Source organism: Streptomyces sp. NBC_00582, assembly GCF_036345155.1.
In the GTDB taxonomy this organism is placed as follows: Bacteria; Actinomycetota; Actinomycetes; order Streptomycetales; family Streptomycetaceae; genus Streptomyces.
In genome coordinates, this window is record NZ_CP107772.1 from 4,840,716 (window position 1) to 4,854,419 (window position 13,704).

Below are 13,704 nucleotides of genomic sequence, written 5' to 3' on the forward strand. Positions count from 1 at the left end.
ACCCTCCTGCGACACTCGCAACCATGGCCGACCGGTGGGCGCTCGCTCCGGCCGAGGACGGTGGCGTGGAGGTCGCCCCCCTCGGTCCGGACGGGCTGCCCGCCGGTCCGGTCCTGCGGGAGGCGGATCCCGCCCGGGCCGTGCGCGAGCGGCCCGGCGTCACCCGCTGGGTCTGGCGCTCCACGGCCGAGGTGTACCCGCGTCTGCTCGCCACGGGGGTGCGAGTGGATCGGTGCTACGACGTCGAGGACGCCGAGACCCTCCTCCTCGGCCACGAGGGGCGGTACGGGGAACCCCGTTCGGCGGCCGCCGCCCTGGCACGGCTGCGCGGCGGCCCCGTACCGCCCGACCCGCCGCAGCGCTCCGCCGATCCCGCCGCGCACACCCAGTCCTCCCTCTTCGAACCGCAGTCCGTGCGGACCGCCCCCATGCCGCTGGCCGAGCTGGCCGAGGTCTACGCCGAGCAGCTGAGGCGGCACACGCGCGCGGAGCACCCGGACCGGATGCGGCTGCTGACGGCGGCCGAGTCGGCGGGGATGCTGGTGGCCGCCGAGATGAACCGCGCGGGCCTGCCGTGGAGCGCGGAGGTGCACCGGGCGGTGCTGCGGGACCTGCTCGGCGAGCGGTACGCGGGCGGCGGCGAGCCCCGCCGGCTGGCCGAGCTGGCCGACGAGGTGTCCGCCGCGTTCGGCCGCCGGGTCCGGCCCGATCTGCCCGCCGACGTCCTCAAGGCGTTCGGCCAGGCGGGGATCCGGGTGAAGTCGACCCGCCGCTGGGAGCTGCAGTCCCTCGACCATCCCGCGGTGAAACCACTGATCGAGTACAAGAAGCTGTACCGCATCTGGGTCGCCCACGGCTGGTCCTGGCTGCAGGACTGGGTGCGCGAAGGCCGTTTCCGCCCCGAGTTCCTGGCGCACGGCACGGTCACCGGCCGCTGGGTGACCAACGGCGGGGGCGCCCTGCAGATCCCCAAGGTCATCCGGCGGGCCGTGGTCGCCGACCCCGGCTGGCGGCTGGTCGTCGCCGACGCCGACCAGATGGAGCCGCGCGTCCTCGCGGCGATCTCCCGCGACCCCGGTCTGATGGAGGTGGCCGGCCAGGAGAGCGACCTCTACCAGTCCGTCTCCGACCGTGCCTTCTCCGGCGACCGCGACCAGGCGAAACTCGCCGTGCTGAGCGCCGTCTACGGCCAGACCTCCGGCGACGGCCTGAAGAACCTCGCCGCGCTCCGCCGCCGCTTCCCGCGCGCGGTGGCCTACGTCGACGAGGCCGCCAAGGCGGGCGAGGAGGGCCGGCTCGTCCGCACCTGGCTGGGCCGGACCTGCCCGCCCGCGGCCGGCGCGGGCGAGGCGACGGAGGAGGCGGGCATCCCCGTCGACCCCGCCACCCCCGCCGAGGGCGAGGAGCAGGAGGACGGCGGCCGGCAGTGGGTCCCCGGCTACGCCTCGTCCAACGCACGCGCGCGTGGCCGCTTCGCCCGTAACTTCGTCGTCCAGGGCAGCGCCGCCGACTGGGCGCTGCTCCTGCTCGCCGCGCTGCGCCGCACCTGCGCGGACATGGCGGCCGAGCTGGTCTTCTTCCAGCACGACGAGGTGATCGTGCACTGCCCCCAGGAGGAGGCGGAGGCGGTCGTCGCCGCGATCCGGGAGGCGGCCGCCCTGGCGGGACGGCTGACGTTCGGGGAGACACCGGTGCGCTTCCCGTTCACGACGGCGGTGGTGGAGTGCTATGCCGACGCGAAGTGATCACGTGAACGGGCCGAGCAGTTCCCTGAGTTCCGCCACCACCGCGTTCTCGTCCGTGCCGTCCAGCGCCTCCAGGGCCGACCGCCACTGCGCCCGCGCCTCGTCCCGGCGCCCCTGCTCGCTCATCAGCAGACCCTGCTGGTGGCGGGCGAGACCGGCGGTGTAGCGGTCGGCACGGGCGTCGGCGCGGCGCAGCAGTTCGGCGCACTCCCCCGCGGCGTCCGCGCTCCGGCCCAGCAGCCGCAACGCGCGGACCAGCCCCAGCCGGGTCTGCGACTCGCCGTGCCAGTCGCTGTGGTCGCCGAGGATGCGCAGGCTCTCCTCGAAGTGCGGCAGGGCGGCGGCCGGTTCACCGAGGGTCAGATGGGCGTAGCCGATGTTGCAGTGCGCCGAGTGCCGCACGATCACGGCGCCGATCTCGTCCCCGATGGCCAGCGAGAGGCGGTGCTGCTCGATGGCGGCGCGCGGGTCCGTGTGCTCGTACAGGTTGCCGAGGTGGCTGTGGGTGATGGCCTCGCCGTGCCGGTCGTCGAGCCGGCGCGAGTACCGCAGGCTCCGCCGCAGCGCGTCACCGGACTCCTCGAACCGGCCGAGGCTCTCCAGCAGCAGCCCCCGGTTGTTGAGGCAGCGGCGGATCCAGGACAGCCGGTCGAGCCGGAGCCAGATGGTCAGGGCACGGCCGTTGAGGGCGAGGGCGTCCTGGAGCCGGCCGGTCAGGAAGTGCAGACCGGCGAGGTCACCGAGGGCGTACGCCTCCGCCGTCGCGTCCCCGAGCCGGCGCGCCGTGCGCAGCGCGACCTGCCCGAGCACCTCCATCTCGGCGACGCGACCCAGGCGCTGGAGGCAGGGGAAGAGGAGCCGGAGGAGCGTGGAGACAAGGGGTGCGTCGTCGCCTCCCGCGGAGGCCACCACCAGGGCGACGATGTTCTGCAGCTCCGTCTCGGCCCAGGCGAAGGCCTCCTCGGGCCCGGAGAAGGGCGGCACGTCCGCGAGGTGCGCCGCGTGGGCGGGCGGCTGGGCCGGCGTGGGGCGGCGCCGGTCGTCCTGGTCGAGCCCGGGATCGACGACGGCGGTGAGGGCGCGTTCGGCGAGGGCGGCGTACCAGTGAAGGACGGTGGCCGTGGGGGTGGCTGTGGTGTCGATGGTGGTGCCGGTGGAGGCGGTGGTGCCGGTGGAGGCCTCCGTGACGTCCTGTGCCGCGAGTTCGCGGGCGAAGTCACGGACGAGGTCGTGGGGGGCGTACCGGCCGTAGGCGGTCTCCTCCAGCAGGGCCACGTCGACGAGCCGGTCGAGGGCTGCCTCGGCGCGGCGCTCGTTGGTGCCCGTGAGCCGGGCCAGCAGGCGTGCGCCGTACGACGGCAGGTCGAGGGCGCCGATACGGCACAGGGCGAGGGCCGCGTCCCGGTCGGCCTCCCGCTCGGAGGCGGCGAGCGCGTCGTGGGCCACGGCGAGGGAGCGGCGCACGCTCAGGTCGTCGTATTCGAGGTGGTGCAACCGGCCCTGGGTGGCGGTCAGTTGTCCGGCGAGCGCGTCCGGGGTGAGGGCCCTGCGGGCGGCGAGACGGGCGGCGACGACACGGAGGGCGAGCGGGAGGCGGCCGGTGAGGCCGACGAGGGGATGGTGTGCGTCGAGGCGGTCGCCGTCGTGCGCGTCGTCGCGGCCGGAGAGCGCACGCAGCAGGGCGGCGCTGTCCTCGGCGGACAGGGGCGCGAGCGGGAAGCGGTGGGCGCCGTCGAGGACGGTGAGCGGGGAACGGCTGGTGACGATCACCGCGCAGCCCGGCCCGGCCGGCAGCAGCGGGCGGATCTGGGCGGCGGAGGCGGCGTCGTCCAGGACGAGGAGGGTGCGGGTCGGCGCGAGGAGACTCCGCAGCAACGCGGCTGCCGCGTCCGGGTGTTCGGGGATGCGGCGAGGCTCGGTGCCGAGGTCGCGGAGAAGGGCGGCGAGGGCCTGAGGGGCGGGGAGGGGGGTCATGCCGGGGGTGGCGCCGTGCAGGTTGAGGTAGAGCTGACCATGGGGGAAACGTTCCCTCAGCGCATGCGCCACCTGAAGGGCGAGGGCACTCTTGCCGACGCCGGCCATACCGGTGATGACGGCGAGGGTGGGACGGCCGTCGGGTGACGCAGCCGTAAGGAGGTCGGTGAGGTGACGCAGGGTGGTGTCGCGGCCGGTGAAGTGGGCGGGAGGCGGAGGGAGTTGGGCGGGGTCGGGGGGTGGGGGTGAGGCGGTGACGGGGGCGGGCGTGGTGGGGGTGGTGGGGGTGCCGGGCCCGAGGTCGGCTCGCTGCTCGGTGGGGGCTTGCTCGTCGGTCGGCTCCGCCGGTTCCTCGTCCGGAATCCCCCGCAACACCTCCACATGGGCCTCGCGGACCGCCGGGCCCGGTTCGACGCCGAGTTCCTCGACGAGGCGGGTGCGCAGGTCGCGGTGGACGCCGAGGGCCTCGGCCTGCCGGCCGGTGCGGTGCAGGGCGAGCATCAGCTGGCGGTGGTAGGCCTCGCGCAGGGGGTGTTCGGCGGCGAGGGCCGTCAGCTCCGGCACGATCCTCGTTCCGGTTCCGCCGAGGGCGAGTTCGGCGTCGTAGCGCCACTCCAGCAGGAGCAGCCGGGCCTCCCGCAGACGTCGTACGAAGGCATAGCCGCCGAGGTCGGCGGGCAGGCCGCCGAGCGGGGTGCCGCGCCACAGGGCGAGCGCGGCGGCGCATTCGGCGATGACGCGCTCCCAGTTGCGGGCGGCGTGCGCGCCGCGCGCGGTGGCGAGGTGCCGCTCGAAGACATGGACGTCGAGCTCGCCCTGTTCGACACGGAGTTGGTAGCCGGGCGGTACGGCCCGCAGCCGCTCCGGGTCGTCGAGGAGCCGGCGCAGTCGGGTGACGTGGTTGTGCAGGGAGGCCTGCGCGGAGGCCGGGGGCGCGCCGCCCCACAGGGCCTCCTTGAGCGACTCGACGGGGACGATCCGGTTCGCGTCGAGGAGCAGGGCGGCGAGGAGGGTGCGGAGTTTGGCGCTGCGGATGGGTGCGTACGGCAGGTCGGCGGAGGTCTTGTCCGGCAGGTCGGCGGAGGTCTTGTCCGGCAGGTCGGCGGAGGTCTTGTCCGGCAGGCCGGTGGAGGTCTTGTCCGGCAGGCCGGTGGAGGTCTTGTCCGGCAGGCCGGTGGCGTTTTCGTCGGGTGTGGCAGGGCAGTAGAGGACAGGCGGGCCCAGCAGTCCGAACCGCAGCCCGTCCTGCCGCATCACGTCCGCCATCGCCTTTCCGTCCATGTGCAAAGACTCGCTGCAGACCGTCTGACCAGCGACGACATGGAGACCCGTTGGCAATATGTTAGCGATCCGTTGGTGCCACCTGATGTGATCAAAACATCGGAGCCGGCCCGACGGTGCGCGCGTGTGAACGCGGTACTCGGGGGAGTGTCGCCGCCGCGGCCGGATCCGGGGGCGCGTCGGGCCCCGGTCGGTGGAGGTGAACGACCGGGGCCCGCGCCCTGTTTCTACGCGCGTTCAGGTGATGTGGGCTCAGATGACGGGCGGTCGGCCGAGGCGGGTGAGCCGCCAGACCGTGCGCCACCGCATCGGCCGCCGGGGCCCGGCCGACTTGCGCATGCCTTCCGCGAACCCGCCGAACCAGGCCTTGAGCCCGCCGATCGAGCGGGTGCGCAACAGGGTGACGGCGATCCAGACACCCAGGTGGACGGGGATGAGAGGGAGCGGAAGGTTCCGCCGGACGAGCCAGACGCGGTTGCGGGCGGTGACGCGGTGGTAGATGGCGTGCCGGGCGGGTGAGGTCTTGGGGTGCTGGAGCAGCAGTTCGGGCGCGTAGAGGATCTTCCAGCCGGCGTCGGTGGCGCGCCAGGCGAGGTCGGTCTCCTCGTGCGCGAAGAAGAACTCGGCGGGCCAGTCACCGGTCTCGGCGAGCATGGCCATGCTGAGCGCGTGGCCGCCGCCGAGGAAGCCGGTGACGTACCCGCCCTCCATGGGGTCGGAGGCGCCGACCCTCGGCACGTGCCGGCGCTGGGTCTCGCCGTTCTCGTCGGCGATGCGGAAGCCGACGATGCCGAGGCGGGGGTCGGCGACGTAGTGATCGCGTACGCGGCGCAGCACATCGGCGTCGACGAGCAGCCCGTCGTCGTCGAGCTCCACGACGACGTCGATGTCGCCGTACTGGCGCAGCCGTTCGAGACCGACGTTGCGGCCGCCGGGGCAGCCGAGGTTCTCGTCGAGGTCGATGGTGGTGACCTCGCCGGGCAGGGCGAGGCGTTCGGCGAACTCGGGGAGCCGGCAGCCGTTGCCGACGATGACGATCCGCGCCGGGGCCAGGTCCTGTTTGGCGACGGACTCCAGCAGGGCATCGACCTCGGCGGGCCGGTTGCCCATGGTCACCACGGCAACGGCGATCCTCGGCTCCACCACGTCGCTCAACCTCTTCACTCCGTCCGGCCGACGACGGCACTCCCCCGCGCTCCCGTAGCGCGACGCCCGTCATTCACCAAGATGTTGCCTCAGATACGGAGGTTGCCCGGACAGCGGTTCACTTCGCGTCCAATTTACGACGGTTTTCCCGCCGTCGGACGAACTTCAGCCCCGACCAGTCCTCCCCCAGCGCCGCGACCTTCACATCGACGACACCGAGGGGGAGGAAGAGGTCGCGGAGGCCGTTCTCGGTGAGGTCACTGGTGTGGCCGGCGGCTTTCCTGGGCCAGGCGATCCAGAGCATGGCGTGGTCGGCGAGGTCGTGCACGAGGGTTTCGCCTTCCGCGGCGAGATCGGCGTACGAGTGGTAGAAGGCGACGGTGAGATCGGCGTCGCGGGGCCCGCCGGGGGCGACGTCGATGCCCTCGGGGAGGTCGGGGACGGTCCAGTCGGCGGGCGCGTGCAGGAACCTGAGCCGGTGGCCTGCCTTGACGCCGAGTTTCTTGGCGAGGGGGGTGCCGGAGTACCCGCTGCCACCTGCGGTCGTGGGGGTGTCGCTCACGATCCCACCGTAGGCATTGAGTACGGCTACTCATGCCCACACCCGCCGGGCCGGGGACGATGAATGCAGTGATGCAGCGATGCAGGGATGCACAGGGCCGACGGACGGGCGGGAGGCGGGGGCGTGGGCAGATTCCTGGGGGCGGTGGTGGCCGTCGTGGTGGCGGCCGCGGCGCTGGTCTTCGCGTATGTGGCGGGAGCGCCGCCGGCGGTGGTGTTCGCGGTCGGTGCGGGCGTACTGAGTCTGCTGTGGCTGATGCTGCTGCTCACCGTGCCCTGGAATCTGTACTTCCGGGCGCATGCCGTGCTCGCCGAGATCGCGGTGAGCCGGGAGAAGGGGATGGAGATCTCCGAGGCCAGGGACGCCGAGGCCGCGCGGATCGCCCGCGCGATGCTCCGGGCGGCGGTCGCGGGTCACGTCGTGACGGCGGCGGTCGTGGTGGCGGTCACGTGGGCGACGGGTGAGTTCACGGGGTACTGGTTCGCCGCGTTCTTCCTCCTGAGCACCTTCCTCCGCCCGGCCGGCGCCTACTTCGGCCAGCTCCGGCGGCGCCTCGGGACTCTCCTGAAGGATGTGAAGTACCCGCGGGACGACGTCGTGGAACTGCGCGCCCGACTGGACCGCGCGGAGGCCGGGACGCGGGTCCTGGAGGAGAAGGCGGAGGAACAGTACAAGGCGCTCGCGGAACTGCGGCGCACCGTGGACGCGCTGGCCCTGAGCACGCACGAGCGGGCCGAGGGGACGGACCGCCGGATGGCGGCGCTGGGGCGGGAGTTCGAGTCCACGGTGAACCGGTTGACCGACAATCAGGAGATCATCGCGGGGGTGAAGGCGTTCCTGCGGCTGCTGCGCTCCGACGATCTGAGCGGCGGGGCGACGAGCGGGGGTGGGGCTCCGGTCTCCGGCTGAGCGCGCGTCAGCCGAGCGTGAGGCCGTAGATGCCGCTGGAGCCGCCCGTGTCGGTGGTGCACCCGAAGCTGGGACTCCCGGTCGGGCCAAGGCAGTTGGTGGTGTTGTCGCCGTCCTCGGGATCATTGCGGTGGATGTCGACGACCCAGTAGTCGGTCGCGGTCGGGCTGGTTCCGTAGGCGTTGTAGGTGCGGCCGTCACCGAGTGTGTAGGTGGTGTGGGGTGCCAAGGTGGCGGGGCCGCTGCCGTAGAAGGCGGTGATCGCGTACAGCGTCATGTTGGTGTTGTTGGTGAGTGTGGTGTTCGGGTCTCCCACGGGGCGGCGGGTGATGGTGTGTCCGGTGCCGGTGGTGTGGCCCGATCCGATGAGGACGTCACCGCACGCCAGGTTGTTGTGGCTGTTGTTGTCTCCGACGACGGTGACGTTGCACCGGTCGTTGTCGGATCCGGAGTCACCGCCGGCGCGACCGTCACCGTCACCGTCACCGGCGGCGTGTGCGCCGGTGGCGGCGGCGGTCAGGGCCAGGAGTGCTGTTGCGGCGGCGAGGGCGGAACGTGTCGACCACATTCGGGAACTGCCTTTCATGTGCCGGGCGTGCGACTCCTTGCGATGGTGCTTTTATGCGATGTGGACGAATCGGACGCTCGCCGGTGGGTAACCCGGATGGCTCATGGGCAGGGTGGGGTGAGTTTGGCGGCCACGGCGTCGAGGACCCAGTCCAGGCCGGTCGCGAAGGATGCCTCGGCGTCCACGTGGGTGCCGTCGTACACGGCCTTGGCCAGCGTCGGGAAGCGGCCCGTGGCCAGCATTCTCGTCACATGCGGGCCCCGGGCACGCTGCCAGTCCCGTTTGGACAGGCCCGTGGCGCGCTCCGCCCGCAGGTTCGCGATCTCGCGCCTGATCGCGCCGGTGAAGTAGGCGCTGACGGTCTCCACGGCGCGTAGGACGGTGTCGATGTCGGCGAGGCCGTCGAGGGAGGCGAGCGTGGCCTCGGTCACGGCGAGGCCGTTCGGCCCCAGCGTGGGGCGGCCACCGAGCAGATCGGCCAACCATGGGTGACGGAGGGCGGTCTGCCGGGTGCGGTGGGCGAGGACGCGCAGCGCCTCCCGCCAGTCACCCGGCTGCTCCTCGGGGAGGATCTCGGCCTGGACCTCGTCCACCATGAGGTCGAACAGCTCCTCCTTGGTGGAGATGTATCCGTACAGCCGCATCGGGCCGGCGCCCAGCCGGGCGCCGACCTTGCGCAACGACACCGCCTCCAGCCCGCCCTCGTCGGCCAGCGCGACGGCGGCGGCGACGATCCGCTCCCGGTCGAGCGGCACGGGGCGGGTCGGCGGCTCCGGCCGGTCCCACACAGTCATGGTCACACCGTACAGCCGTGCCGTACGGCCGTACTGTTGCGATGCGCCGTAGCGGAGAAATACAGTGTATCGGCATGAGACATCGCATCGCGGTGGTCGGGGGCGGTCCGGCCGGCCTTGCCTTCGCCCGCGTCCTGCATCGCCACGGCCACCCGGTCACCGTCCTCGAACGCGATCCCGCCCCCGACGCCCGTCCGCCGGGCGGCACGCTGGACCTGCACGAAGGCCTGGGCCAGCGCGCGCTCGACAAGGCGGGGCTGCTGACGGAGTTCCGGGCGCTGTCCCGTCCGGAGGGGCAGGCCATGCGCATCCTGGACACGGACGGAACCGTCCTGCGCGACTGGCGACCCGGTCCGGACGACCGGGCCAATCCCGAGATCGACCGGAGGCAACTCCGTGACCTGCTGCTCGGCCCGCTCGACGTCCAGTGGGGCCGGGGCGTGACGCGGGTGGTGCCGGCCGGGACCCGGGACGACGGCGGCGTACTGGTCCACTTCGCGGACGGGCGACGGGAGACCTTCGACCTCGTGGTCGGCGCGGACGGCGCCTGGTCCCGGGTCCGCCCGGCGGTCTCGTCGGCGACTCCGCGGTACACCGGCGTCACCTCGGTCGAGACCTCCCTGGACGACGTCGACACCCGCCACCCCGACCTCGCCCGCTTGATCGGCGACGGTTCCGTGGGGGTGTACGGCGTGAACCGCAGTCTCGTCGCCCAGCGCAACAGCGGCGGGCACGTCAAGGTGTACGCCAGGTTCCGCGCGCCACTGGACTGGCACACGGACCTGGACCTGGACCTGGCCGACGTCGAGGCGGTGCGGTCGAGCCTGCTCGGACTGTTCGACGGCTGGACCGCCCCCGTCCTCGACCTCCTCCGCCACGGCACCGCGTTCGTCCACCGCCCGCTGCACGTCCTGCCGGTGTCCCACACCTGGGCCCACGTCCCGGGCGTGACACTCCTCGGCGACGCCGCCCATCTGATGCCGCCCCTGGGGGCGGGCGCGAACCTCGCGATGCTGGAAGGCGCCGAACTCGCCGAGGCCATCGCCACCGGCCCCGACGACCTGGACGAGACCGTCCGCGCGTTCGAGGAACAGATGTGGGCACGCGCCGGCATATGGGCGAAGATCACGACAGCCGGTCTGGAACGCCTGGTGAGCCCGGACCCGGCCGCAGCCCTCGCCCTCTTCGACGAGGTCCAGCCGTCCTGAGCGCGGCACCCAGCGTCCGGCTCGTTCGGGCCGGACGGCACCGCGAGGCCGACGACTTGTCCCGTGCCGAGGCCGAGCACCAGGTACCGGTTGCCGCCGGTCCGGCGACCGGGGAAGTCCCCCATGGTGCGCCACCGGCGCGTGGCAGTGCCTCCTAGTCGGTGGTGGTGAAGAGGTCGTCGGCGGTGGTGGCATGGACGGCGCGCTGAGACCAGGTGGTGAGCTGGTCTAGGTCGGTACAGGCTTCGACGCGGGCGCGTGCCTCGTCGGGGACGTCGATGCCGCGCCAGCGCAGGATGTTCAGGACCATCTCCGCCCGCTCCTGGAGCCGCCCTTCCTCCCGCCCCTCTTCCCGGCCTTCCTCGGCCCACGGGTGGCGCCAGAAGTACTGCATCGCCGTCATCATGTCCCTCCACATCTGCCGGGCCTGGGGGTCTGCCAGGCACGAGTCGACGAACTGCGCGAGCACCACGGCGGTCTCGCGGTCCAGGGTCCGCAGGGCGGCTTCCAGCGATTCCAGTATCGCCGGGGCCTGCCGCCCACGGCCGTGTGTCATGGCCGAGAGCACCGCAAGGGATGGATCCTGTCGGGCCTCCCGCTCGGTCGCGATGAGCGGGACGTTCTCCGGCCCGAGCACGAACGGCAACACCGTCATCGACGGCCGGGTCGGCACCCCGACATGAATCGGCTCGGCAGCCCAGCGGGCGGTGGCACGGCTCTGGGTGACGACGATGAGGACAGGTTCACAGTGGTACTTCTCCCGCAGGTAGCCGAGGTAGTACGGCCAACTGCCGCGCTTCCTGTCGTCCGGCTTGCCCTGCGATTCCACGACGAGGAGATAGGCACCCTCGTCGGTGTCGGCCCGCATGAGCGTGTCCACGCGGCGCTCGATGGGCTCGATCTCGGTGAGGTCGACATTCATGCCGGCGAAGTCACGCGGTTCCGGGAACGGGACGTGCAGTACCTGCTGGAGCGCGCGGGTGAGAAGCGCGGGGTCCTTCTGGAAGATGCGGTGCAACGCCTCGTGCGACGAGCTGACCATTTACGCAGCTCCCAGTTCGCACCACACCAGCTTGCCGCGCAGCCCGAGCCGGGAGAGTGGTTGCCACCCCCACAGATCGGAGCAGGACCGTACGAGGGCGAAGCCGCGCCCGCTCTCGGCGTCTGCGAGTTCGGTGAAGTCACTCGGGGGCTCGGGAGGTGCGGGGTCGGCGTCCCAGGCTCCGATCTGCAGGACGCCGGCGCGGTGACGGATGCGCAGGCAGGCGGGGCCCTTGGTGTGCAGTACGGCGTTGGAGACCAGCTCGGAGGCGAGGAGTTCGGCGGTCTCGGTGAGGTGGGCGAGGTCGTGGAGGGTGAGGATCAGGCGGAGGGTGCGGCGGGAGACCGTGACCGATCCGGGGTCGGAGGGGATGTACAGAACAGACGTCACTCGATCCGGAGCGTTCGCGTGGCTTCATCCACCGTCTGGCGAAGGAAGAGTGAGGCGCCCGATGAGCATCCCTGGCACCTGGCAGAAGTCCTCCTTCTCCGGCAGCGGAGACGGCAACGCCTGCCTCGAACTCGCCTCCACCCCCACCACCCTCCATCTCCGCGAGAGCGACACCCCGACCACGGTCCTCACGACCACCCCCGCCGCCCTCGCCCTTCTCTTGGAAGGGATACGCGGGGGTTACCCGCCGGCCCACACCTCGGTGCTCGAGTGACAAGCCACCAGAAGGTGTTCTCACTCAAGCGCCGAACATGAGCATCGCTTCGGCTACTTCAGGGCGGCTCGCAGATGGGTGATCAGAGCGTCGGAAGGGACCTCGACCCAGATGGCCTCCTTCGTACCGGACTGCATGACGTCGTAACGCTCACTGACCACCTCCGCCACCAGGACCTGACGGCTGGCGCCGTCCAGCGGGTCCACGCGCAGACGGACGGCGCCGTGCGAGATCGTCGGGAAGAACGTCCGCAGCACCTCGTCCGCGTGGATGCGACGCAGAAGGTCCCACTGCCCCCTGTGGAAGTCGGAGGACAGCAGGCCGGACCACTGCGAGGCGGTGGGCTCGCCCCTTTCGAGTGCGTCGGTGAATTCATCGAGCTCCAGGAACTCGAATCTCTGCCGCAACTCGTCGAGCGGCATCCTCTCCCGCCAGGCGGCGACCGCCTCGACGAGCACTCCGAGATCGTCCGTCGAGCCGATCGCCCAGGAGAAGTCCGGAATACCGACGCCCACCCGGAGCGGGCCCTCCTCGCCCCCGCGACCGACCGACACGAAACCTCGCGTCGTGGCGACCACGACACCGTCCGGGGTCGGGGACACGGTTCCGATGTCGCATCCGCGAAGCGTCGCGGTTTCTCTCATGGCCGCGGCGAGATCTCCATCACCGAGACGTTCCCTCATGCCTTGACTCCCTTCCCGCCTACGCGTAGTCACCGCTCGCCACATCGAACAGGAGCGAGTGCCAGAAGCCGGGGTCTTCGCGCAGCGCGGAAGGGTCTGTCGCCGCGATGGTCCGCTCCAGTGACTCCGCGATCCGGGTCCACTCGTCGGGATCAGCGTCTCTTGGGGCGCCGGAGGTCGCCCGCTCGAACTCCTCCAGGCACCGTACGAAGCTCTGCGGCGACTCGCTCACATGGAACTCGGTGAAGGCGTACGCCGCCACGTACAGCACCGCTCCCGTCGCGCAGTCGACGAAATATCCCCCGTCGCCCTCCCCGTCGTTGCCGATCCGTACGACGTCGCGGCCGCCGATCCGCTCGGGTTCGGAGCCCTCGGACTCGGCCGCGGTGAAGAGACCGGAGGCGGATGACGGCAGGCCGCCGGTTACGAGGAACTCGCGGGCGGCGGCCTGCCGTACACGCTCAAAGGACATGACGTCTCAGCTCCCTGGACGTCTCGGCAGAGTGGGTCGGCGAGGCGGCCTGGAACGCCTGGATCACCAGCGAGGCGTAGCGGCGGGAGGCTGCGAGTCGGGTGGTGGCCGATGACGTGTGGATGCCGCGGTGGGCCATCAGCATGATGATCAGGTCGTCCAGGAGGAAGTCGGGGCGCAGGTGGCCGGTCGCCTTGGCGCGGTGGGCCAGTTCGGCGATCGCGTTCAGGGTGTACTCGCGGTCGGCGGCGAAGTCCATCGCCTCGGGGTAGGCCGACATGAAGGCGTCGGCGAAGCCGAGGCTGTGGGCGTGAAGTTCGCAGGTCCGCTCGACGACGCGACGGAACCCGTGCCACGGGTCCGGATCGGCGAGGCCCTCGTCGACGATGGCGTGACAGGCCCGCCGCTGTTCGGCGAAGGCCTCGGTGACCAGCGTCTGCTTGGTCGGGAAGCGGCGATAGAGGGTGGCGGGACCCACCTCCGCACGCCGGGCGATCTCCCGCATCGGCACATTCAGCCCCTCGGTGGCGAACAGGTCGCGGGCCACCTCAAGGATGCGCTCGCGATTGTCCTGGGCGTCGGCTCGCAGGGGGTGAGGCAAACGGTCTGCCATGTCTCTCACTTTGGCTAAACGGACGGGGGCGTCCGTTAGCGTC

General features: G+C 71.8%; 14 protein-coding genes and 1 pseudogene. 4 read left to right on the forward strand and 11 right to left on the reverse strand.

The features are described 5' to 3' along the window. Window positions 1–23: 23 nt before the first annotated feature. Complete coding sequence (locus OG852_RS21455) at window positions 24–1,745, forward strand: bifunctional 3'-5' exonuclease/DNA polymerase (protein WP_330348700.1); 1,722 nt, start codon at window positions 24–26, stop codon at window positions 1,743–1,745. Here the strand turns inward: OG852_RS21455 and OG852_RS21460 are convergent, their stop codons facing one another. From OG852_RS21460 to OG852_RS21470, 3 genes are all read right to left on the reverse strand, one after another. After that, on the reverse strand, window positions 1,746–5,000 hold the full coding sequence (locus OG852_RS21460) for a BTAD domain-containing putative transcriptional regulator (protein ID WP_443064548.1): 3,255 nt from the start codon (window positions 4,998–5,000) through the stop codon (window positions 1,746–1,748). It abuts the gene before it with no gap. Between the two features lie 252 nt (window positions 5,001–5,252). Next, window positions 5,253–6,146: a glycosyltransferase family 2 protein gene (locus OG852_RS21465; RefSeq protein WP_330351478.1), complete on the reverse strand. Its 894-nt coding sequence runs from the start codon at window positions 6,144–6,146 to the stop codon at window positions 5,253–5,255. A 118-nt stretch (window positions 6,147–6,264) separates the two neighbouring features. Then, window positions 6,265–6,708, reverse strand: a complete 444-nt coding sequence (locus OG852_RS21470; protein ID WP_330348701.1) for a DUF3052 domain-containing protein — start codon at window positions 6,706–6,708, stop codon at window positions 6,265–6,267. Window positions 6,709–6,831: 123 nt separating this feature from the next. On the opposite strand from OG852_RS21470, the gene OG852_RS21475 reads away from it, so the two are divergent. Continuing rightward, window positions 6,832–7,617: a hypothetical protein gene (locus tag OG852_RS21475; protein ID WP_133910561.1), complete on the forward strand. Its 786-nt coding sequence runs from the start codon at window positions 6,832–6,834 to the stop codon at window positions 7,615–7,617. 7 nt (window positions 7,618–7,624) lie between these two features. On the opposite strand, the gene OG852_RS21480 is transcribed toward OG852_RS21475, so the two are convergent. Both OG852_RS21480 and OG852_RS21485 read right to left on the reverse strand, forming a co-directional pair. Continuing rightward, window positions 7,625–8,185 carry a hypothetical protein gene (locus tag OG852_RS21480; RefSeq protein WP_330348702.1) on the reverse strand — a complete coding sequence of 187 codons (561 nt, stop codon included), beginning with the start codon at window positions 8,183–8,185 and terminating at the stop codon, window positions 7,625–7,627. 101 nt (window positions 8,186–8,286) lie between these two features. Beyond that, the gene (locus tag OG852_RS21485; protein ID WP_330348703.1) at window positions 8,287–8,979 is read right to left on the reverse strand and encodes a TetR/AcrR family transcriptional regulator; all 693 of its coding nucleotides are present in this window, start codon (window positions 8,977–8,979) and stop codon (window positions 8,287–8,289) included. Window positions 8,980–9,053: 74 nt separating this feature from the next. On the opposite strand from OG852_RS21485, the gene OG852_RS21490 reads away from it, so the two are divergent. Further along, the gene (locus OG852_RS21490; protein WP_133910564.1) at window positions 9,054–10,187 is read left to right on the forward strand and encodes an FAD-dependent oxidoreductase; all 1,134 of its coding nucleotides are present in this window, start codon (window positions 9,054–9,056) and stop codon (window positions 10,185–10,187) included. Window positions 10,188–10,207: 20 nt separating this feature from the next. On the opposite strand, the pseudogene OG852_RS51000 reads toward OG852_RS21490, so the two are convergent. The 3 genes and pseudogenes from OG852_RS51000 to OG852_RS21500 form a co-directional block, all read right to left on the reverse strand. Beyond that, window positions 10,208–10,327 (reverse strand): annotated as a pseudogene (locus OG852_RS51000) (YciI family protein); the annotation flags it as partial. A gap of 14 nt (window positions 10,328–10,341) precedes the next feature. Continuing rightward, a complete protein-coding gene (locus OG852_RS21495; RefSeq protein WP_330348704.1) occupies window positions 10,342–11,229 on the reverse strand; it encodes a hypothetical protein in 888 nt (295 codons plus the stop codon). After that, entirely contained in the window at window positions 11,230–11,619 is a 390-nt protein-coding gene (locus OG852_RS21500) for an ATP-binding protein (protein ID WP_330348705.1), read from the reverse strand. 61 nt (window positions 11,620–11,680) lie between these two features. On the opposite strand from OG852_RS21500, the gene OG852_RS21505 reads away from it, so the two are divergent. Further along, on the forward strand, window positions 11,681–11,893 hold the full coding sequence (locus OG852_RS21505) for a DUF397 domain-containing protein (RefSeq protein ID WP_330348706.1): 213 nt from the start codon (window positions 11,681–11,683) through the stop codon (window positions 11,891–11,893). A 53-nt stretch (window positions 11,894–11,946) separates the two neighbouring features. Here OG852_RS21505 and OG852_RS21510 read toward each other — a convergent pair whose 3' ends face one another. The 3 genes from OG852_RS21510 to OG852_RS21520 form a co-directional block, all read right to left on the reverse strand. Continuing rightward, window positions 11,947–12,495 (reverse strand): hypothetical protein, encoded by a 549-nt coding sequence (locus tag OG852_RS21510; RefSeq protein ID WP_330348707.1) that lies wholly within the window; start codon window positions 12,493–12,495, stop codon window positions 11,947–11,949. Between the two features lie 100 nt (window positions 12,496–12,595). Beyond that, on the reverse strand, window positions 12,596–13,048 hold the full coding sequence (locus tag OG852_RS21515; RefSeq protein ID WP_330348708.1) for an SUKH-4 family immunity protein: 453 nt from the start codon (window positions 13,046–13,048) through the stop codon (window positions 12,596–12,598). Next, window positions 13,038–13,661 (reverse strand): TetR/AcrR family transcriptional regulator, encoded by a 624-nt coding sequence (locus OG852_RS21520; protein ID WP_133910567.1) that lies wholly within the window; start codon window positions 13,659–13,661, stop codon window positions 13,038–13,040. Before OG852_RS21520 ends, OG852_RS21515 begins: the two co-directional genes overlap by 11 nt. Window positions 13,662–13,704: the final 43 nt, after the last annotated feature.